The 20,399-nt window shown below is 34.7% G+C and carries 15 protein-coding genes; 7 read left to right on the top strand and 8 right to left on the bottom strand.

All coding sequences use genetic code 11. The annotated features are described in order from the left end of the window. Positions 1-539 precede the first annotated feature (539 nt). A complete protein-coding gene (locus QLS65_RS16040) occupies positions 540-1,766 on the bottom strand; it encodes an aminotransferase class I/II-fold pyridoxal phosphate-dependent enzyme (protein ID WP_282713623.1) in 1,227 nt (408 codons plus the stop codon). A 274-nt stretch (positions 1,767-2,040) separates the two neighbouring features. On the opposite strand from QLS65_RS16040, the gene QLS65_RS16035 reads away from it, so the two are divergent. Beyond that, a complete protein-coding gene (locus QLS65_RS16035; protein ID WP_282713622.1) occupies positions 2,041-2,499 on the top strand; it encodes an Lrp/AsnC family transcriptional regulator in 459 nt (152 codons plus the stop codon). A 151-nt stretch (positions 2,500-2,650) separates the two neighbouring features. Further along, positions 2,651-4,054 (top strand): dihydrolipoyl dehydrogenase, encoded by a 1,404-nt coding sequence (lpdA, locus tag QLS65_RS16030; RefSeq protein ID WP_282713621.1) that lies wholly within the window; start codon positions 2,651-2,653, stop codon positions 4,052-4,054. Positions 4,055-4,149: 95 nt separating this feature from the next. On the opposite strand, the gene QLS65_RS16025 is transcribed toward lpdA, so the two are convergent. Together QLS65_RS16025 and QLS65_RS16020 are read right to left on the bottom strand one after the other, a co-directional pair. Further along, a complete protein-coding gene (locus QLS65_RS16025) occupies positions 4,150-4,530 on the bottom strand; it encodes a DoxX family membrane protein (RefSeq protein WP_282718675.1) in 381 nt (126 codons plus the stop codon). 38 nt (positions 4,531-4,568) lie between these two features. Beyond that, positions 4,569-4,973 carry a VOC family protein gene (locus tag QLS65_RS16020; protein WP_282713620.1) on the bottom strand — a complete coding sequence of 135 codons (405 nt, stop codon included), beginning with the start codon at positions 4,971-4,973 and terminating at the stop codon, positions 4,569-4,571. A gap of 142 nt (positions 4,974-5,115) precedes the next feature. Here QLS65_RS16020 and QLS65_RS16015 point away from each other — a divergent pair, with 142 nt between their 5' ends. The 3 genes from QLS65_RS16015 to QLS65_RS16005 are packed head-to-tail and all read left to right on the top strand — an operon-like array spanning position 5,116 to position 9,761. Beyond that, positions 5,116-6,402 carry an anthranilate synthase component I family protein gene (locus tag QLS65_RS16015; RefSeq protein ID WP_282718673.1) on the top strand — a complete coding sequence of 429 codons (1,287 nt, stop codon included), beginning with the start codon at positions 5,116-5,118 and terminating at the stop codon, positions 6,400-6,402. Between the two features lie 27 nt (positions 6,403-6,429). Continuing rightward, positions 6,430-7,740, top strand: coding sequence for a tRNA lysidine(34) synthetase TilS (tilS, locus tag QLS65_RS16010; RefSeq protein ID WP_282718672.1), 1,311 nt, complete (start codon positions 6,430-6,432; stop codon positions 7,738-7,740). After that, positions 7,740-9,761 carry a protein-disulfide reductase DsbD family protein gene (locus tag QLS65_RS16005; RefSeq protein ID WP_282718671.1) on the top strand — a complete coding sequence of 674 codons (2,022 nt, stop codon included), beginning with the start codon at positions 7,740-7,742 and terminating at the stop codon, positions 9,759-9,761. Before tilS ends, QLS65_RS16005 begins: the two co-directional genes overlap by 1 nt. Before the next feature lie 165 nt (positions 9,762-9,926). On the opposite strand, the gene QLS65_RS16000 is transcribed toward QLS65_RS16005, so the two are convergent. From QLS65_RS16000 to QLS65_RS15980, 5 genes are read right to left on the bottom strand one after another with little or no spacing between them, the layout of a single operon-like run. Next, a complete protein-coding gene (locus tag QLS65_RS16000) occupies positions 9,927-11,000 on the bottom strand; it encodes an alanine/ornithine racemase family PLP-dependent enzyme (protein ID WP_282718670.1) in 1,074 nt (357 codons plus the stop codon). Further along, on the bottom strand, positions 11,000-12,151 hold the full coding sequence (gene alr / locus QLS65_RS15995) for an alanine racemase (protein WP_282718669.1): 1,152 nt from the start codon (positions 12,149-12,151) through the stop codon (positions 11,000-11,002). Before alr ends, QLS65_RS16000 begins: the two co-directional genes overlap by 1 nt. Next, positions 12,141-13,295 carry an amidohydrolase gene (locus tag QLS65_RS15990; RefSeq protein ID WP_282718668.1) on the bottom strand — a complete coding sequence of 385 codons (1,155 nt, stop codon included), beginning with the start codon at positions 13,293-13,295 and terminating at the stop codon, positions 12,141-12,143. Before QLS65_RS15990 ends, alr begins: the two co-directional genes overlap by 11 nt. Positions 13,296-13,301: 6 nt before the next feature. Next, entirely contained in the window at positions 13,302-13,736 is a 435-nt protein-coding gene (locus QLS65_RS15985) for a GNAT family N-acetyltransferase (RefSeq protein ID WP_113665531.1), read from the bottom strand. Next, positions 13,717-15,189 carry a sodium:solute symporter family protein gene (locus QLS65_RS15980; RefSeq protein WP_282718667.1) on the bottom strand — a complete coding sequence of 491 codons (1,473 nt, stop codon included), beginning with the start codon at positions 15,187-15,189 and terminating at the stop codon, positions 13,717-13,719. Before QLS65_RS15980 ends, QLS65_RS15985 begins: the two co-directional genes overlap by 20 nt. A gap of 632 nt (positions 15,190-15,821) precedes the next feature. On the opposite strand from QLS65_RS15980, the gene QLS65_RS15975 reads away from it, so the two are divergent. Then, positions 15,822-17,669 (top strand): CocE/NonD family hydrolase, encoded by a 1,848-nt coding sequence (locus tag QLS65_RS15975; protein ID WP_282718666.1) that lies wholly within the window; start codon positions 15,822-15,824, stop codon positions 17,667-17,669. Positions 17,670-18,083: 414 nt separating this feature from the next. Then, positions 18,084-20,399, top strand: a 2,316-nt coding sequence (locus QLS65_RS15970) for an MBG domain-containing protein (protein ID WP_282718665.1), incomplete at its 3' end; no start/stop codon positions are given.

Raw genomic sequence — 20,399 nt, 5'->3', positions numbered from 1 at the left:
AAGCCCGCCTGCGCAGATGGTACTGCAGTTATGTGGGAGAGTATGTCGTCGCCTTTCTTTGAAAAGCCTATCTGAAAAGATGGGCTTTTTTATTCATACTTCTTCATTATAAAAAAAAGTATATTGGTACCTTAGCTCAGGGTGAGACGTGTTCGGCTAACGCCTCGACTCGTCAGCTTTCTTTAATCTGTACTTGTTTTTGATTCTTTTAAATCCTAATCATGTATGTGATGAGGGTTTTTTACGTTTGATAAGGTTGGGTTTTTATAAACTATTCAAATAAGAATGAAAATTCAAATGAGTCGCATATTGTAATTAGTTTTTATTTATATAGCATTGAATTTAAGTGAGTTACTGCTTGAGTGAAATTAAGAATCTCTAGAATAATTTACATAGAGGTTGATTAGATCAAAAAGAGAATTGTTTTCAATGATTTTATTTAACCTGATTACTCTTAATCTATTGCTTCTTTACTAAAAATTAAGCAACAAAAAAGCAGCAAGATATTTTGCTGCTTTTTCAAATTATATAATAAATAACTATTCTGTCAAAATTGATTCTGATGTGAGTACATTTAATTCCATCATGCATTTCTTCATCATTTGATATGTTCTTTCAATGTCATTATCTAAACCTATAGAAAACCGAATTAAGCCATCAGTCAATCCCATTTCTATTTGTTCATCCATAGGAATCTCGCTAGAAGTTGAAGTTCCCGGAGCACTGAATAAGGTTTTATAAAATCCTAAACTCACTGCTAAATAGCCTAAATTTTTAGCTTGCATCAATTCCATCAGTGCATTGGCTTTCTCCAAAGTACCAACATCTATTGTCATCATCCCACCAAAACCATATTCGTGATTAATAATTGACGAATACAATTCATGGCTTGGGTGACTTTTCAAACCAGGATAAACCGTTTTTAATCCGTCTTTTTCGAAACGTTTTGCAAGATACATTGCGTTGTGACTGTGTTGTTTCATTCTAATATGTAATGTACGTAAGTTTTTCATCACACTGGCAGATCGCAAACTGTCCATTGTTGGACCCAATAACATACTGGCACCACTATTTACATTTTTTAAACTATCAATAAACTCTTGCGAAGCACACGTTACACCACCCACCGTATCACTGCTTCCGTTAATGTATTTCGTTAAACTGTGAATTACAATATCAGCACCTAACTTTGCAGGAGAAACTGATAATGGTGAAAAAGTATTATCGACAACCAATTTCAAATTGTGTCTTAGGGCAATTTTTGCCAAACCGGCAATATCAGCTACTTCCAGTAAAGGATTACTCACCGTCTCACAGTACAAAACTTTAGTTTCAGCAGTAATTGCAGCTTCCACAACGTCTAATTTTGTGATGTCTACAAAAGTAGTTTTGATACCCAATCTTGGCGTAAAATTCTTCAAGAAAGCATACGTTCCGCCATATATAGTTCTGCTGGAAACGATGTGATCACCCGAGCTGCATAATTGTAATAGTGTAGGTGTAATCGCCCCCATGCCTGATGCTGAAACATTAGCAGATTCTGTTCCTTCCATCGCTGCCAATGCTTTGTCTAAGTATAAATTACTCGGGGAGGAATGACGTGAGTACAAGTAACAGCCTTCCATATTGCCTTCAAAAGTATCAAACATTGTTTTTGCCGATAAAAAGGTATAGGTTGAGGAGTCTGAAATAGATGGATTTACGCCACCAAATTCGCCAAAGTACTGTAAATCCTGAATGTTGTCTGCGGGATTGAAATTTTTCATAATTATTTTTTATTGTTATTTGAAGCTATTCCTGCTATTCGCTATGTCTTTTATTCGCCGTGGCGAATAAAAGGATGTCGCTGCTATCAGGGCTATGCGATTTCGGTCTGAATAAAATCTATTCAAAATAACAGTGTTATAGATTAATAATCAATACTATTGCTTAATATTAGATTTTAAAACTACTAAATTTAAATTATAGGATTTAATTTTCTAAATTAGCTTCTCAAAAAGGATTTATATAGATTTTAGTTCAATTCAAATTTCAATAAAAATGACATTAGACGCCATCGATAAAAAATTACTTTTTTTATTGCAATCCGACAGTAAGAAAACAACTAAGGAATTGTCTTTAAAACTGAATCTTTCAGTTACTGCCGTTTACGAACGCATTAAAAAACTGGAGAGAGAAGGGATTATCGATAAATATGTCGTGTTAATCAATCGTTCGAAAGTCGAAAAAGGTTTTGTGGTTTTCTGTCATCTTAAGTTAATACAACACACCAAAGAGTTTCTTACCAAATTTGAAAGTGAAGTGGTAAAACTTAAAGAAGTCCTTGAATGCCATCATGTGAGTGGTGATTATGATTATATACTAAAAATAGTAGTTAAAGATATGGAAGCTTATCGGGAGTTTTTGGTTACAAAATTGACCACATTGCAACATATTGGAAGTACACACAGTACATTTATGATTAGTGAAGTAAAAAACACGACGGTTGTTGATATTTAGAATAAATGTGAATTTAAAGCGGTATTCAATGATAAGTAAATGTTAATTACTAAAAATTCGTAACAAAAAACCTTCTGAATTAAACTTTAAACAAAACTTAATTCCTTAATTTTGTGCAACATTTTATAAAAACACAATAAAAAAATATACTATGAGTTCATTTGACGTAGTCATTATAGGTTCTGGACCAGGCGGATATGTATCAGCAATTCGTTGTGCACAATTGGGTTTCAAAACAGCAATTATTGAAAAATATTCCACTCTTGGAGGAACTTGCTTGAATGTAGGTTGTATTCCTTCAAAAGCATTGCTTGCTTCTTCTCATCATTACAGTGAAATTGCTCATTTTGCAGATCACGGAATTGAAGTTTCTGGTGAAGTAAAAGTAAATTTAGAAAAAATGATTGCACGTAAACAAGCTGTTGTTGATCAAACTTCAGGTGGTGTGAAATTTTTAATGGATAAAAATAAAATTACAGTTCTGGAAGGATTGGGTTCATTTGTTGATGCTACGCATGTTGCTGTTGTAAAAGCAGACGGAACTTCTGAAACTATCGAAGCTAAAAACATCATTATCGCTACAGGTTCAAAACCTTCTTCTTTGCCTTTTATCAAAATCGATAAAGAAAGAATCATCACTTCTACAGAGGCTTTAAAACTTAAAGAAGTACCAAAACATTTAGTGATTATTGGTGGTGGAGTAATTGGGATTGAATTAGGTCAAGTGTATTTACGATTGGGAGCGCAAGTTTCTGTAGTAGAATATTTAGACAGAATCATTCCTGGAATGGACGCCTCATTGTCTAAAGAATTGACTAAAGTATTGAAGAAACAAGGCATGAAATTCTACGTTTCTCATAAAGTGAAATCAGTAGAAAGAAATGGCGAAGGTGTAGTTGTTCAAGCTGAAAATGCAAAAGGAGAAACAATTACTCTTGAAGGTGATTATTCATTGGTTTCTGTGGGACGTCGTCCGTTTACTGATGGATTGAATGCTGATAAAGCTGGAGTGAAAATCTCAGATAGAGGAATGGTTGAAGTAAATGATCATTTACAAACTAATGTTCCTAATATCTATGCTATTGGAGATGTTGTTCGTGGAGCTATGTTAGCGCACAAAGCAGAAGAAGAAGGAGCAATGGTTGCTGAAATATTAGCGGGTCAAAAACCACATATTGACTATAACTTGATTCCTGGTGTTGTTTATACTTGGCCAGAAGTGGCTGCAGTAGGCCAAACTGAGGAGCAATTGAAAGCTTCTGGTGTAGAATACAAAGCAGGAAGTTTTCCTTTCAAAGCTTTAGGACGTGCACGTGCAGGTGGAGATTTAGACGGATTTGTAAAAATTCTTGCTGATGCTAAAACGGATGAAGTTTTAGGAGTTCACATGATTGGAGCCCGTTGTGCGGATTTAATTGCTGAGGCAGTTACAGCAATGGAATTTAAAGCATCTGCTGAAGATATTTCAAGAATGTCACATGCACATCCAACATTTGCAGAAGCGATAAAAGAAGCTGCATTAGCCGCTACTGATAATAGAGCTTTGCATGTATAATTAGAAAATCTGAAATGAGAGATTAATTCTCGTTTAAAAATAAAGAAACCCGTTCAATTGAACGGGTTTCTTTATTTGTTATGAGTTGAGTTTACTTAGCCTTTAGCTACAAATAAACCTTTATAGTTTTCCCAATGACTGTAAATTAAAAACAGATTCCCTAAAAATAAGAACACTGCAATTGGTATTCCTTCCGGGGATAAGAAAAAGTTAATAAATAAAATGTTTATGGTTATTGGTAATATTAAGATATTGGCTAATGTGACATACCGTCCGGTAATAAAGGATAATCCACAAAGGAATTCCATTGATTTTGCCAAAGGGATCAAATAAGTAGACGCAACTAAGCCCACATTAAAAGCCTTGAAGTTTCCAGTAACTTCTGGTTCTGGTGCAAGTTTTAGAAAGAAGCTTACAGACGCATAAAGTAGCAAAAGTCCAATTAAAGTTCGGATAATAATAATTGCAATTTTCATAGTATATGGTTTTTTAGAGGTTACACATTTGAGAATTATTATTTGGGAATAGCACTTTCATCCATATAGAAAATTTCCCATTGATGCCCGTCTAAATCGGCAAAACTATGTCCATACATCCATCCATGATCTTGTGGCTCCATATAAATTGTACCACCTGCATCAACTGCATTTTTGACCATTTCATCTACTTTTTCTTTGCTCTCGGCATCCATTGCAAGTAAAACTTCGGTATTTTTATTGGCATTGCAAATTTCTTTTTTGGTAAAGTCTTTAAATCGTTGCTCTGTCACTAGCATCGCAAAAATATTTTCTCCTATAATCATACAAGTAGCCTGTTCATCAGTAAATTGTGGATTGAAAGAAAATCCAAGTGTAGCAAAAAAATCAATTGATTTTTTTAGGTCTTTAACAGCTAAATTGATGAAAATTTTTGAAGCCATAATGAGAATGATTAGACGATTAAAAGAAGCCAAAATTTATCATGCACTATCAAATTTACAAAAAAATAAACTAATTTTAGTATAATCAGTTATTGAAGGTTTATTTTTTATTGTAATTTTGAATTTTAAACACCAATACTTTTTGAGAACTTCAATTTACAAGTCTATTTCTGATCCAAAATTGTTCAAACAGCAACTTTTATTTTGGTCTCAACAGTTTCGAGAAATCATTTATTTAGACAGTAATGATTATCCGCAAAACTATTCTAGTTATGATTGTGTTCTTGCCGTTGATGCATTTACCGCAATAAAAACGGATTATCACAATGCTTTTGAGGATTTAAAACAATACCAGCAAATTACCAAAGACTGGCTTTTTGGCTATTTATCGTATGATTTAAAAAATGATATCGAGCAGTTACAATCTACTAATTTTGATGGCTTAGATTTTCCCGATTTGTATTTTTTTCAACCTAAGAAGCTGTTTTTATTGAAAGGAAATCAACTCGAAATTCGATATCTTAATATGTGTGACGATGAAGTTGAGGAAGATTTTGAAGAAATTGTCGAAAGCCAAAAGTCAAAAGTCGAAGCCGAAGCGACAATAAGAATTCAACAACGAATATCAAAAGAGCATTATCTTGAAAAGGTTTCGAAAATATTAGAACACATTCATCAAGGTGATATTTATGAAGCTAATTTTTGTATGGAGTTTTTTGCCGAAAATGCAATCATTGATCCAATTGAAAAATTTATAAAACTCAACGAAATTTCTCAGCCTCCATTTGCTGTTTTTTTTAAAAACAACAAACACTTTTTACTTTCGGCAACACCGGAACGCTATTTAAAAAAAGAAGGAGAGCTGCTTATTTCGCAACCGATTAAAGGAACTGCCAAACGTTTTTCAGACCCAATTGAAGATGAAAAATCAAAAATGCAATTGGCTTTAGACCCAAAAGAAAGAGCCGAAAACATTATGATTACTGATTTAGTGCGGAATGATTTGTCTCGAACTGCACAAAAAGGTTCCGTTGAAGTACAAGAGTTATGCAAAATTTATTCTTTTTTGCAAGTCCATCAAATGATATCAACGGTAACATCAAAAATAGATGCTCAATATTCTGCTGTAGATGCCTTAAAAACTACTTTCCCGATGGGAAGTATGACTGGAGCTCCAAAGATTTCGGTGATGAAAATCATTGAGCAGCAGGAAGAAACAAAACGGGGCTTATATAGTGGAGCAGTAGGGTATTTTGCACCAAACGGAGATTTCGATTTCAATGTGGTTATCCGAAGCATTTTATACAATCAAGAAAAAAAATATGTTTCTTTTTCGGTTGGGAGTGCAATAACTTCACAATCAATTCCTGAAAACGAGTATGAAGAATGTTTGCTTAAAGCAAAAGCTATGCGAGAAGTTTTAAGTTAAATCAAAATGAATTAATTAAATTTGAACATGCTACAGAAATTCCAAAACCATCTTCTTCATAATTTTCAGTTCTTGAACGGAAAAAAAATACTTCTTGCCACAAGCGGCGGGAAAGATAGTATGGTTATGGTTCATTTGTTGCAGCAATTAGATTATAAAATAGGAATCGCACATTGTAATTTTCAATTGCGTGGAATGGAAAGTTTTGAAGATCAGAATTTTGTTCAGTACTATGCAGCTACAAATAATATTCCAGTATTTATAACACAATTTGATACCAAAGCTTTCTCAGAAGATTATAAAATTTCTACCCAAGTTGCTGCTCGGGAGTTGCGCTACAACTGGTTTTATGAATTATTGGAAACCGAAAAATTCGATTATATTCTTACCGCGCATCATGCCGATGATAATCTGGAAACTTTCCTAATCAACCTCAGTCGAGGAACAGGTTTAGAAGGTTTGATTGGAATTCCAGAACAGAACGAAAAAGTAATTCGTCCACTTTTGGCATTTAGCCAAGAGGAAATGGAAGAATATGCCAGAATAAATAACATTCAATGGCGCGAAGACAGTAGTAATGCATCGGATAAATACCTTCGTAATAAGATTCGTCATCATTTGGTTCCAATATTAAAAGAATTGAATCCTAATTTTCTTTCTTCCTTTCATAAAACGCAAACCTATTTGCAAGAAGCACAAGTTATGGTTGAAGATGCTTCCATTATGATTTATCAGCAAGTGGCAAAGCAAGATAATGAAGCTATTTATTTTGATTTGCAGCAATTAAAAAAATTACCAAATTATAAATCGTATTTGTACCAATGGCTGAAAGAATTTGAATTTTCTGCTTGGGATGATATTTATGATTTGGTTGAAAGCCAATCTGGCAAATACGTTTTTTCTTCTGAATTCCGATTATTGAAAGACAGAGATTCCTTAATCCTAAGCCCGATAAATTCCGTAAATGAAAAGGAGGAATATTCTATTGCTGAAAATCAAAAAGAAGTTAATATTCCCTTAAATCTTTCATTTTGTAAAGTAGCTGACATTAGTATCGTTTCAAATAAAACTATCTTTGTGGACGCTGATAAATTAAAATATCCATTGATTTTGCGCCATTGGAGCGATGGAGATAGTTTTCAACCTTTTGGGATGAATGGTAAATCGAAGAAAGTGAGTAAGCTTTTTAAAGATGAAAAATTATCATTACTGGAAAAGGAAAACACCTGGCTTTTATGTTCGAATGATAAAATAGTTTGGATTATTGATGTTCGTCAAGATGAACGCTTTAGAATAGATAATACAACAAAGAATATACTTAAAATACAATTAGAATAATGAAGAAACTACTATTTATACTTATTGCTTTTTTGGCTTTTGCCAATGGAAATGCCCAAATTCTTGATCCTGCAAAATGGACCACCAAAATAGAAAAAAAATCAGAGAATAATTATATACTTACTTTTAATGCCATCATAGAAAAAGATTGGCATCTGTATTCCCAATTTACAGCCGATGGCGGATCTTTGCCTTTAGAAATTATTTTCAAAAATCAAAAAGGTAACTTTAATTTAGTTGGCAAAGCCAAAGAAAGCAAAACCACAACTGCTTTCAATGATATTTTTGAAGTAAACGAAACGTACTTTGAGAAAAAAGCTCAAATTCAACAAGAAATTACAATAACGAACCCAAAGATTACAAAAATTGAAGTCAATTTAAATTATCAGGTTTGTAAAGAAGCGTGTATCAATATGGAGAAGAGTTTCACCTTTACGATTCCCGCAGCTTCCAAAACAGCAGAAATAGCTTCTGTAGCATCTGATTTAACTGCAATAGATTCTGCCAAAGTTGATACTGCAGTTGTAAATAAAGAACAAACCGGTACTCCTGAAAAAGTTCCGGTATTAGATTCTAAACCTTCAAAACAAAGAGGATTGTGGTCTATTTTCTTCATTGCTTTTTTATCTGGATTCGCTGCATTGCTTACGCCATGTGTCTTCCCGATGATTCCTATGACGGTAAGTTTCTTTACAAAGCAAAGTAAAACAAAAGCGAAAGGAATAAGAAATGCTATTATTTATGGAATTGCCATCATATTTATTTATGTAGTTTTAGGATTCTTAGTGACGTGGATTTTTGGTGCTGATGCATTGAACGCGTTGTCTACTAATGTTTGGTTTAATATTATTTTCTTTATTCTGTTAGTTGTTTTTGCTGCCTCATTTTTGGGTGCTTTTGAAATTATGTTACCTAATTCCTGGGCTAATAAAGTCGATAATCAAGCAGACAGAGGCGGAATAATTGGAATTTTATTCATGGCTTTGGCATTAGCGATTGTATCTTTTTCTTGTACTGGACCTATCGTAGGAACACTTTTGGTTGAAGCTGCTTCTAAAGGGGGAATTGCGCCAATTGTTGGAATGTTCGGATTTTCATTGGCTTTAGCCTTACCTTTTATGTTATTTGCGATGTTCCCGGGTTGGTTGAATTCATTGCCAAAATCAGGTGGATGGCTGAATACTGTTAAAGTAGTTTTAGGATTTTTAGAATTGGCTTTGGCATTCAAGTTTTTGTCAAATGCAGATTTAGTATTGCAATTGCATTTCTTGGAAAGAGAAGTTTTCTTAGTAATTTGGATTGCTATTTTTGGAACATTAGCCTTTTATTTATTCGGAAAAATTACGCTTCCGCATGATAGCCCTATGAATCATATTTCGGTAGGAAGACTGTCATTGGGATTAGTAGTTTTGGCTTTTACAATCTATTTGATTCCAGGAATTTGGGGAGCACCTTTAAAATTAATTTCTGGTTTCCCACCACCAATGACGTATAGTGAAAGTCCATACGGTGTGGGAAACTCAAAAAGCGGTTCGAATGCATCAGCCCAAATTTTGCCGGAAGGCGCACATTTAGGACCACACGATCTTATTGCTTTTGAAGATTATGAAAAAGGATTGGCTTATGCCAAATCAGTAAACAAACCTATTTTGCTTGATTTTACAGGATATGCTTGTGTGAATTGTAGAAAAATGGAAGATTACGTTTGGTCTGATCCTGCGATTTTAAAAATATTACAAGATGAAGTAGTGTTGATTTCTTTGTATGTAGATGATAAAAGAGAATTACCAAAAAACGAGCAATATGTATCCAAAGAAACGGGTAAAGAAATTGTAAGTGTCGGAAACAAATGGAGTGATTTCCAAATCACAAGATACAAAGCCAATGCGCAACCATATTACATCATATTAGACAAGGAAGGAAATATGTTATCTGACAAACCAGAGAGTTACAACTCAGACATCAATGCTTACAAAGGCTGGTTGAGAGAAGGAATTGATCGCTTTAAAAAGGTGAAATAGCACTTAGCATCTGTACAAAATACTAAACACAAATTGCACTAATTTCCAAGAATTAATCTGTGGAAATTAGTGCAATTTGTGTTTAAATTTGGCACATATTGGTATATAAAATCATTGTTAAGTAAGTTAAAATATTTCACTAATGGAAATAAACACTAATGACTTTTATTCGATTATTTTTTCGATATAAGCAGAATTTAAAAGATACAATGCGCCCATATATCTTATTTTGAAAGCGACTAAATCCCCAATTTTATAAGTCTTTTTAGAATTTGAAATATCAATAACCAACATGTCAGAACTGGCATCTACAATGCTAATATCCGTATCATCAGATTCAATGTATTGTGGTTGCATGTCCAATAAACCAATGTCTAAAATGGCTCTGAGCGAAGTAATTCCTAAATCAGTGACATCATTCATTGAAAAAGAATTTCCGGCTACATTCTCACCTAATTCACCCGTTGGCGTATTTGGTTTTTCGGTGATTTCGATGATTTCAGCGTATAATTTGAAAACATCATGGTGCATTCCTTCAATGGTATTTCCGGTAAACAAATCTTTCCCGAAGAAGAGCGCTTCTCCTATTCGGAAATGATTCACTGCCATTGGTCGGGCATTTTTTAGTATCAAAGGAATCGCAACGGAAGTTCCTCCAGAAACTAATGGGATACTGATGTTAAATTTAGCTTCAATTAATTGCTTGTATAAACTCAATTGAATTAGTTTATCCTGCGTTGGCATCACACCGCTAAGACAATTAAGATTGGTGCCAATTCCTGATACTTCTATATTAGGCATTTTTAAAATGGTACCATAAAATTCTATTAATTCTTCCCCCATAACGCCTTCACGAAGATCTCCCATTTCAATCATGATAATGATTTTATGAGTCTTATTTTGCTTCACTGCTTCATCCGAAAGTAATTGGATGGTATAAACTTCAGTGTTAAAACTGATGTCGGCATACTGCACAATACTTTCAATACTTCGTTTTGCAGGAGGTTTAATATAAACGGTTTGAATTTCGGGATCCAGTCCTTTAATTTTTTTCAAATTACTCACTCTTGAATCATGAATTTCCCGCACTCCTAAAGCGATGATTTCTTTGAGATAAATTTTATTTCCACACAATAGTTTTGAAACTACGCCCCATTGGATGTTTCTGGATTTAAATATAGTATCCAGAAAGGCATAATTTTCTTGTAATTTTTTTCGATATAATTTTATGAAGGCCATTATTCTATAATTTTACGTGGAATTGCTTTAGAAATCCGAGTTAATAATTCATAATTGAGTTGATTACTGAAATCACTAAAAGAAGCTACAGAAACAGAGAGTTCTTTTTGAGTGCCAATTAGTACAACTTCATCGTCTTTTTTTGGAGTGTCAATATCAGTAACATCGACGGTCATCATGTTCATATTTACGGAACCCACTACAATACAGCGTTGTCCATGAATAAGTACACGGCCTTGATTACTCAATGAGCGACTGTATCCGTGGCAGTAGCCAATGGGGATAACAGCAATTTTCATTTTCCTTTTAGCCATAAAACAGGTTCCATAACCAATGAAATCGCCAATATTTACTTTTTTCACACTCATTATAGCACTTTTCCAAGTGATAACGCGTTGCAGCGGATCTGTTTTATTCCTTTTAGAATTGAGATAGGTAACAAATACTTCTGGACTGGACCACAATCCGTATTGCATTATTCCGATACGCACCATATCCATTCTGGTTTGAGGAAACATTATTGATGCTGCAGAACAAGCGGAATGTCTAATTTCAGGCTTTAGGTCATTTTTACAAAAAAAGGCATATATTTCTTCAAACTTCTTGATTTGCTGGTCCACTCTGTAATAGTTAGCGATACTTTCGGCACCGGCATAATGAGTACAAAGTCCTTTGAAAGTAAGATATTGTTCTTCTTTCTTTAAAAAAGCAATCACAGTATTCAGTTCATTTTTGTCAAAACCGGTTCGGTTCATGCCGGTTTCTACTTCAATGTGCAGTATTGCTTTTTTATTGAGTATTTTAGCCGTTTTCATAGCTTTTGTAAGACGACTTTTATCAAAAACAAAAAATTCGACATCATTTTTGATTACCCATTCCATATCTTCATCCTGAACGAGTCCCATAATCATAATAGTTGCTTTGTCCTCTAGTGTTGCTTTTACGACTTTAGCTTCCTGAACATCAAAAACAGAAAAATGAGTTACGCCACATTGAAAAGCCATAGCCACAAACGGCTGTACGCCATGACCATAAGCATTTCCTTTTACAACAGAGGAAATAAGTACTTTTTTTCCAAAGGTCTTTTCTAGAAAATCGATGTTTTTTTGATATGCGGAGCGATCAAGCTCTATAAGTGAATTAGTGTGCATTTGTAATTTGTTTACTGATTTGATAAAAAATAGCTACTCCAGTTGCTATAATTTCATCTGGAAAATCATAATCAGGATTGTGTAATGCAGGAGTGTTTACCCCAGATCCAAGCCCAAACATGGCGCCAGGATAGTGTTGTGTAAACAGACCAAAATCTTCGCCCCAACTAAAAGGTTCCTCTTTTTCGAATAGTTCAAAACCATTAATTTTTGCTGCCTTTTTTATGAATGCTACAGCAGTTTTATCATTCTCATTGGCTTGGAAACTTTGCGTCCATCGGGTTTTACACTTCAGCTGATATTCTTTTGCGATTGATTTTGCTAAATTTTCTAAAACCAGTTCAATTTTTCTCATTTGCAAATTACTGTCACTGCGTACAGTAAAATGAATTTCTCCTGCACCAGCTGCTACACCATAGGCTTTTTTGCCTATTTTAGTATAAATGGGGGTGATTAGGCAGTAGTTTTCTTTGGTGCTATCTGCCTGAATATTGGCATTAAATTGATTGATAATAGCGGCTATTGCTAAGCTAGGATTAATTCCTCTTTCAGGTTCCCCGGCATGGGCTGTCTTTCCTTTCAGCTTAATAATCATGCTATGAACTGCACAAGTAAAAATATTGTTTTTTACGACAATCTGATTGAGTGGAAACCCCGGTAAATTATGTAAAGCAAATACATAATCGGGGTGCAAAGAAGCAAATTTTGGATCCGATAATACTTTTTGAGCACCACTGCCGTCTTCTTCAGCGGGTTGAAATAATAAAATAACAGCTCCTGATTCCGGTTTGTTCTGATGCAATTCAGCAGCCAAACCACAGAGAACTGCCATATGACCATCGTGTCCGCATTTGTGTGAAACGCCATTATTTAGGGAATGATGTTCAAAATCATTCGTCTCTTCAATGGGTAAAGCATCTAATTCGCATCGGAATAATACTATTTTTCCAGCTTTTTTACCTTTGTAAATTGCGACTACGCCAGTTGTTCCTACTCCGGTAATCAATTCATCAGGAGGGTAATTTTCGAGAAATGAAATAACGCGTTTGGCCGTTTCAATTTCTTTGCCTGAAACCTCAGGGTGTTTGTGTAATTCCTTCCGTAACCGCACAAGTGAATCGATATACTGGTTTGATTTTTCCATTTTGGGCTATTTGATGAGGCGCATTTCCAAATATTTATTTGTAAAACCTAAGCTTTCATATAGTTTTTTGGCAGGATTATCCGGTTCAACATGCAATGCTATATTTCCTTCGGCAATCGATATGGCTTTTTGCATCAATTGTTTTCCAAATCCTTTTCCGCGTTGGCTGTTGTCCACGGCAATGTATACCAAAATATTTTCAGGAATAAAATCTTTCATTCCCGTATTATTCAAGATCACAACCCCTACAATTTTTTGTTCCTCGATTCCCACTACAATGTTTCCTCCTTTGGCAGGATTCATGACATAATCAATACATTTTTGAATGTCTTCAATAGTGTCGCCATATTGTTCTAAATGAGTATAAAGGAACAGTGCTATAATTTGATTGGTGTATATTGTATCTTCTCCGGTAGTGTCATTAATTTGTTTGAATTCCATTTTGTCTGTCTTTTTTGTTATTATGATAAAGTGATATTGTGATGAATAAAATAAGTGAAACACTTATTCCGTAAAGGTTAGCGTCTAAGTGTTCCGGCAGTTTTAATCCCAAAGGGAGTTTGTTCTCCGTAACAATTAGTAGGATTGTGGTTGCACCCCCATAAAGCATGCTCCAAAAAGCAGCTATTGGATGGCTTTTTTTCCAAAACAAAGCGCCTATTACCGGAACAAACAACCCTGAAACCATAAAGGCATAGGAGTAAAGCATCAGTTCTAATACATTTTGCATTTGAGAAGCTATTAAAATAGCAAGAAAACCAACGATCAAGGTGACCATTTGTGAAAGTCGGAGTTCTTTTTTATGACTTAATTCTTTTTTAGAAAATTTAGCAATAATATCGGTAACAATATTTCCCGAAGCCGCCATTAAGCAACTGTCCGCAGTAGAAAGTATGGCCGAAAAATAGGAAGAAAGCATCAGTCCCATTAATCCTACAGGAAGTATGGTTGCCAGTAAAATAGGCAATCCCATTTCGCTGTCCATAGTAGCTGCATCAGTAATGCCGTCAAACATTCCTTTGGTTGCCGCCACTTTAGCAAGCATTCCCAGAATCACTCCCATAAATGCCATTATTGGCCATTCAAAAACACCTGCAATCAACCATGCTTTTTTAGCTTCTTTCTCCCCTTTGCTCGCATAAATTCGCTGGTATAAAGTCATTCCTACAAACCAAATGGGTATAATGGTTATGGACCAATTTAAAATCTGATACCATTTCACATTGGTCAGCGACAAATATTCAGGTGATAATGTAGCTTTGATCGCGTCATAACCTCCAACGGCATTGTAGGCAACTGGAATTCCTATGAAAACCAATCCGCCAATCAGGACTAACCATTGGATTGTATCGGTATATATAACGGCTTTTAATCCTCCAATAGCGGTGTAGATTACCGCTATAAGTCCCATGACAATTAGTGCTGTTTGTAAATTAAGTCCTTCTATGGTTGCCGAAGCTAATTTGGCTCCAGCCAAAACCTGAGAACTTGTAAATCCGATATATCCAATAGCTGAAATAATTCCAGCCAGTAGCGCGACTTTAGCGTTATAAAAATGATCAAATATTTGCGGAAAAGTGAAAAACTTGTATTTATGTCCTAACGCACTTACTTTTGGAATAAGAAAAACGGCACTGAGCCAAGCGCCAAGCAGTCCGGTAAATAGCATCCAAGAGCCTGATATCCCCATCGTAAAACCAAGTCCGCCTAATCCTATTGAGAATCCACCGCCAACATCTGTGGCCACAACGGATAAACCGATGTGCCAGCTGCTCATATTTCGGCCACTTACGTAAAAATCTTCAGCCGTTTTGTTTTTGTTAAAAAAATATACGCCAACGCCTAACATAGCCAGCATATAAACAACAAAGATTGCATAATCTATTATGTGCATATTTTTAATTTTCGATTATTTATTAGCCTGTAAATGGAATTTTTCCAAAAGGCAAAAGATGCAGTAAACTGCAAAAAGATGATTTTTTCAGAATGATTTCTGAAATCAAGGAATCTTTATTTTGGATTAAAAGTTCACAAAAAGAGACTTTATTAATCGCAAAAAATAATTTGGTATTTTACAAATATATGGTAAATTTATCCAAAAAGGCAGCTGAAAGTGTAGATATCGTTTTTCTTATAAAGAAATAAAGGGCTTTTTTTAAGCATTTTAGTAGTAAAATAAAAATAAATATTAGATTCAATAACCTGAAAATCATGTTGTTGTAAAATAAATATTATTTTTGTTTTTGTAGCGAAAAGTTAAAATAATTTTTTTGTCAAAAAAATGGCATTTAAATTTTAAAAGGTAACATTTTAAGTCTTTGAGACAAAAATTAACATTAAATATTGTATCGTTAAATTCATTTTTTAGAAGCACAATAATCATAAAATATTATTTGATTGTTTAAAGACTTTTTTATTTTTTTTACAAATCAAAGTTCATGCTTTGTAAAAAAAATAAAAAAATTAAGAACACTATATTTGTTAAGATTTTTTACCTTTAAAGACTATTTAAATTCAATAAATTTTATGAAAAAACTATTAAGTATTTCTCTTTTTTTTATTGGTGCAATTCTGTTTGCCCAAGACAATAAAACAAATTATGTATCTGATAATTATACCAAAAAGGAAGTGCATATAAAGATGCGCGATGGTGCAGAATTATTTACTTCTATTTACACCCCCAAAGACGTTTCTAAAAAATATCCAATTATAATGCAAAGAACGCCTTATAATTCAGGTCCTTATGGAGATAATCAGTTCAAAAAAAGTATTTCTCCAAGTGAAACCATGATGAAAGAAGGATATATTGTTGTCTATCAAGATGTTCGTGGCAGGTTCATGAGTGATGGTTTATACGATAATATGCGTGGTTTTATTCCAAATAAAAAAGGAAAAAAAGATACTGATGAAGCTTCGGATACGTATGATACGATTGACTGGTTGGTGAAAAATGTGGCTAATAATAATGGGAATGTTGGGACTTGGGGGATTTCCTATCCGGGATTTTATGCGACATATTCTTTATTGAGTAATCATCCTGCATTGAAAGCCGTTTCACCTCAAGCTTGTATCGCTGATTTCTTTTTTGATGATTTTCATCATAATGGAGCATATTTGTTGAGCTATTGGAAAGTAACGCCATTATTTGGTCCTCAAAAACCAAAACGTACTACGGAACCTTGGTATAAATTCACGAATACAGGTACTAATGATGACTACCAATTTTTCTTGGATGCGGGACCTTTGTCTAATTTAGACAAGTATTACGGTAAGGAAGATGAATTTTGGCAGCAGCTGAAAGACCATTCTAGTTATGATGATTTTTGGCAAAAACGTGGTATTTTACAACATTTAAAAAATATAAAACCAGCAGTAATGACAGTAGGAGGTTGGTTTGATGCCGAAGATTTATATGGTCCTTTAAATACCTATAGTACCATTGAAAAGAGTAGTAAAAACTACAATACAATTGTTATGGGACCTTGGAGTCATGGTGATTGGGCTAGAAATTCGGCAAAACAAGTGATTGGTAATATTAATTTTGGGGACAGTATTTCTGGCTTTTATCAAAAAAATATAGAAGCTAATTTCTTCCGTCATTTCTTGAAAAATAATGGAAAAGGTGAAAATAAATTACCAGAAGCCTATGTTTTTGATTCGGGTGCTAAAGAGTGGAAAACGTTTGATGCATGGCCTCCACAGAATACGGCAAAGCAAGATTTCTTTTTGCAAGATAATCGATTGTCAAAAATGGCAAAAAAGAATTTTGCATTTGAAGAATTTATAAGTGATCCTAAAAAACCGGTTCCTTATTCTGAGGATATTAAACAGCAAGGGCTTACGCCAAGAAAGTACATGACGGATGATCAGCGTTTTGCGGCGAGACGTCCTGATGTGTTAGTTTTTGAAACTGAGGTTTTGGCTGATGACACTACATTGGCAGGAGAAATCTTGGCTAAATTGCAAGTTTCCACTACAGGAACTGATGCAGATTGGATTGTTAAAGTGATTGATGTTTTCCCTAGTGATGAACCGGAAACAAAAGAAGTTGCTCCTTATTTAAAGATGAGTAATTACCATATGATGGTGCGCAGTGAAGTAATGAGAGGACGTTTTAGAAATAGTTTTTCAAAACCAGAGCCTTTTGTTGCCAATGAGAAAACCGCGGTAAATATCAAGTTACAAGATGTTTTTCATACGTTCAAAAAAGGACACAAAATCCAGATTCAAGTTCAAAGTACTTGGTTTCCGTTAATTGATTTGAATCCGCAAACGTTTGTAGACAATATATTTTATGCTAAACCAGAGGATTTTCAGAAACAAACGCATAGAATTTATAATGATTCAAAAATTGAGTTTACGGTTTTAAAATAAAGACTAAAAGTAAAATAAATATCAAAATTCAAATGAGGCTGTCTGTAAAGGCAGCCTTTTTTTATTTATAATTCTTAAGTGATTTGCTGTAATTTGTTTCATGGAATTTTAATAATTGAAACAGAAAGCAGTCATAAAAGGGCACTGTTTTTTTAATTATTTTTTTTATTTCTTCTAAAAAAATATAAAAGATGTAGTTGGTAGTTTTTTTTATTCCTTTAATCGAAAATGTATTAAAAATAAGATTAATGTATTCTTAATTATATAATTTAGTATTTAAGTTTTTGAAAATTAGACAATTGTAGTAATGCTTTTTATTGAAAAACTTTGGCTATTAGGGACATATTCTATTGGTTCTGCATTTTATAGTTAGGCGTATAATATCCGTTATTTTATTACTTAAATTAAATAAATATGAAAACATTTCTACTCAAATCACATTTTTTAACGATTGTTTTTCTTGCTGCAAATTTATTTTTTGCGAGTGTTGCTTTTGGGCAAGCTACGGTTACTACCGATAAAGATGATTATGCTCCTGGTGAGTATGTGATTATTACCGGAACTGGATGGACACCGGGGGAAACCGTAACATTGCATTTTGATGAAACGCCTAAGCCGGCAACATGTCTTCTTCCGCATGACATGACTGCTGTTGCCGACGCCAGCGGTAATATTTATAATAATCAATTTTTAATAAAAATCAACCATATTGGAGTTGCGTTTTTGCTAACAGCAACAGGGCAAACCTCAGGATTAGTTGCAACAAGGAATTTTACGGATGCAAATATTCAATTTACATTAACAGGACTACCAAATAGCTCTTCATCTACTGTCACAATTGTTTATTGGACAGTAGCTAATGGTCAGGCACAATCGGTACAAACTACCACAACAGAAACTATTTCCGTAGCTGCTAACGGTAATGCAGCTACTGTAAGCGTACCTGCACAACCAAATACTCAACTAAGTTGGACTTTTAATAATGTAACGATAGGAAATAACACCTACATTAGTTCAGGAAGTACCAGTGGATTGAATTCAATAACTTCACCTATTACGGTAAATGGAAATTTAACGGGGAATAATGCAATAAAAGGGAATTACGCTAGTTGTACCTTACCTTCTGCTCCAACAATATCAAGTCCTGTAATTTATTGTCAGGGAGCGACAGCAAATGCTTTAACAGCAACAGGGAATAATTTATTATGGTATTCAGGAGCAACCGGAGGGATAGGAAGTTCTATTGCACCTACACCATCTACTAATTTATCAGGTACTACAAGTTATTACGTAAGCCAAACAATAGGTTGTGAAAGTCCTAGAGCAAAAATTGATGTTACGGTAAATGCATTACCTGTAGCACCAAATGCTGGAAATTATAGTGGAGCGTATGATGGTTTACCACATGTTGGTTCAGCTGTTGCAGGTGCTGGTGAAACTATTGACTGGTACACTACTTTATCAGGAGGGAATCCAACAAGTGCTCCATCGGGGACAAATGTTGGTGTATATTCGGCTTATGCAGAAGCTAGAAATATAACTACTGGTTGTGTAAGTGCAACTAGAACATTAGTCTCAGTGACAATAACTAAAAAAGCCGCCTCAGTTTCTCCGATAGCCAATACGAAAGTCTACGGTTCACCTGAACCGGTATTGACGGGAACTTTAGCTGGATTTTTGGAAGCAGACGCAGTTACAGCTTCTTACAGCAGAACTTCGGGTGAAACTGTTCTTGGAACATATTCAATCAGTGCTGTTTTAAGTCCAATATCAGTTTTGAGCAATTATAACATCACGTATAACACGGCTGCATTTACCATTACAACAAAAGCTGCTTCGGTTTCTCCGATAGCCAACACGAAAGTCTACGGTTCACCGGAACCTATATTGACGGGAACTTTAGCTGGATTTTTGGAAGCAGACGCAGTTACAGCTTCTTACAGCAGAACTTCGGGTGAAACTGTTCTTGGAACATATTCAATCAGCGCTGTTTTAAGTCCAGTATCAGTTTTGAGCAACTATGACATTACCTACAACACAGCTTCATTTACCATTAAAACAAAAGCCGCTTCGGTTTCTCCGATAGCCAATACGAAAGTCTACGGTTCACCGGAACCTATATTGACGGGAACTTTAGTAGGCTTCTTGGAAGCAGACGCAGTTACAGCTTCTTACAGCAGAACTTCGGGTGAAACTGTTCTTGGAACATATTCAATCAGCGCTGTTTTAAGTCCAACGGGAGTGTTGAGCAACTATGACATTACATACAACACGGCTTCATTTACCATTACAACAAAAGCTGCTTCGGTTTCTCCGATAGCCAACACGAAAGTCTACGGTTCACCGGAACCGGTATTGACGGGAACTTTAGCTGGATTTTTGGAAGCAGACGTAGTTACAGCTTCTTACAGCAGAACTTCGGGTGAAACTGTTCTTGGAACATATTCAATCAGCGCTGTTTTAAGTCCAGCATCAGTTTTGAGCAACTATGACATTACATACAACACAGCTGCATTTACCATTACAACAAAAGCTGCTTCGGTTTCTCCGATAGCCAACACGAAAGTCTACGGTTCACCGGAACCGATATTGACGGGAACTTTAGTAGGCTTCTTGGAAGCAGACGCAGTTACAGCTTCTTACAGCAGAACTTCGGGTGAAACTGTTCTTGGAACATATTCAATCAGCGCTGTTTTAAGTCCAACGGGAGTGTTGAGCAACTATGACATT

The organism is Flavobacterium algoritolerans (genome assembly GCF_030010385.1).
GTDB lineage: Bacteria > Bacteroidota > Bacteroidia > Flavobacteriales > Flavobacteriaceae > Flavobacterium > Flavobacterium algoritolerans.
The sequence above is the reverse complement of the archived record's forward strand: the minus strand, read 5'-3'. Positions and strand labels throughout refer to the sequence as shown.

Coding starts and splice junctions, on each gene's coding strand:
- QLS65_RS15980 (WP_282718667.1), bottom strand. CDS start 15,189: ATGCACATAATAGATTATGCAATCTTTGTTGTTTATATGCTGGCTATG.
- QLS65_RS15990 (WP_282718668.1), bottom strand. CDS start 13,295: ATGGAAAAATCAAACCAGTATATCGATTCACTTGTGCGGTTACGGAAG.
- QLS65_RS16035 (WP_282713622.1), top strand. CDS start 2,041: ATGACATTAGACGCCATCGATAAAAAATTACTTTTTTTATTGCAATCC.
- tilS (WP_282718672.1), top strand. CDS start 6,430: ATGCTACAGAAATTCCAAAACCATCTTCTTCATAATTTTCAGTTCTTG.
- QLS65_RS16005 (WP_282718671.1), top strand. CDS start 7,740: ATGAAGAAACTACTATTTATACTTATTGCTTTTTTGGCTTTTGCCAAT.
- QLS65_RS15985 (WP_113665531.1), bottom strand. CDS start 13,736: ATGGAATTCAAACAAATTAATGACACTACCGGAGAAGATACAATATAC.
- QLS65_RS16020 (WP_282713620.1), bottom strand. CDS start 4,973: ATGGCTTCAAAAATTTTCATCAATTTAGCTGTTAAAGACCTAAAAAAA.
- alr (WP_282718669.1), bottom strand. CDS start 12,151: ATGCACACTAATTCACTTATAGAGCTTGATCGCTCCGCATATCAAAAA.
- QLS65_RS16040 (WP_282713623.1), bottom strand. CDS start 1,766: ATGAAAAATTTCAATCCCGCAGACAACATTCAGGATTTACAGTACTTT.
- QLS65_RS15975 (WP_282718666.1), top strand. CDS start 15,822: ATGAAAAAACTATTAAGTATTTCTCTTTTTTTTATTGGTGCAATTCTG.
- QLS65_RS16000 (WP_282718670.1), bottom strand. CDS start 11,000: ATGGCCTTCATAAAATTATATCGAAAAAAATTACAAGAAAATTATGCC.
- lpdA (WP_282713621.1), top strand. CDS start 2,651: ATGAGTTCATTTGACGTAGTCATTATAGGTTCTGGACCAGGCGGATAT.
- QLS65_RS16025 (WP_282718675.1), bottom strand. CDS start 4,530: ATGAAAATTGCAATTATTATTATCCGAACTTTAATTGGACTTTTGCTA.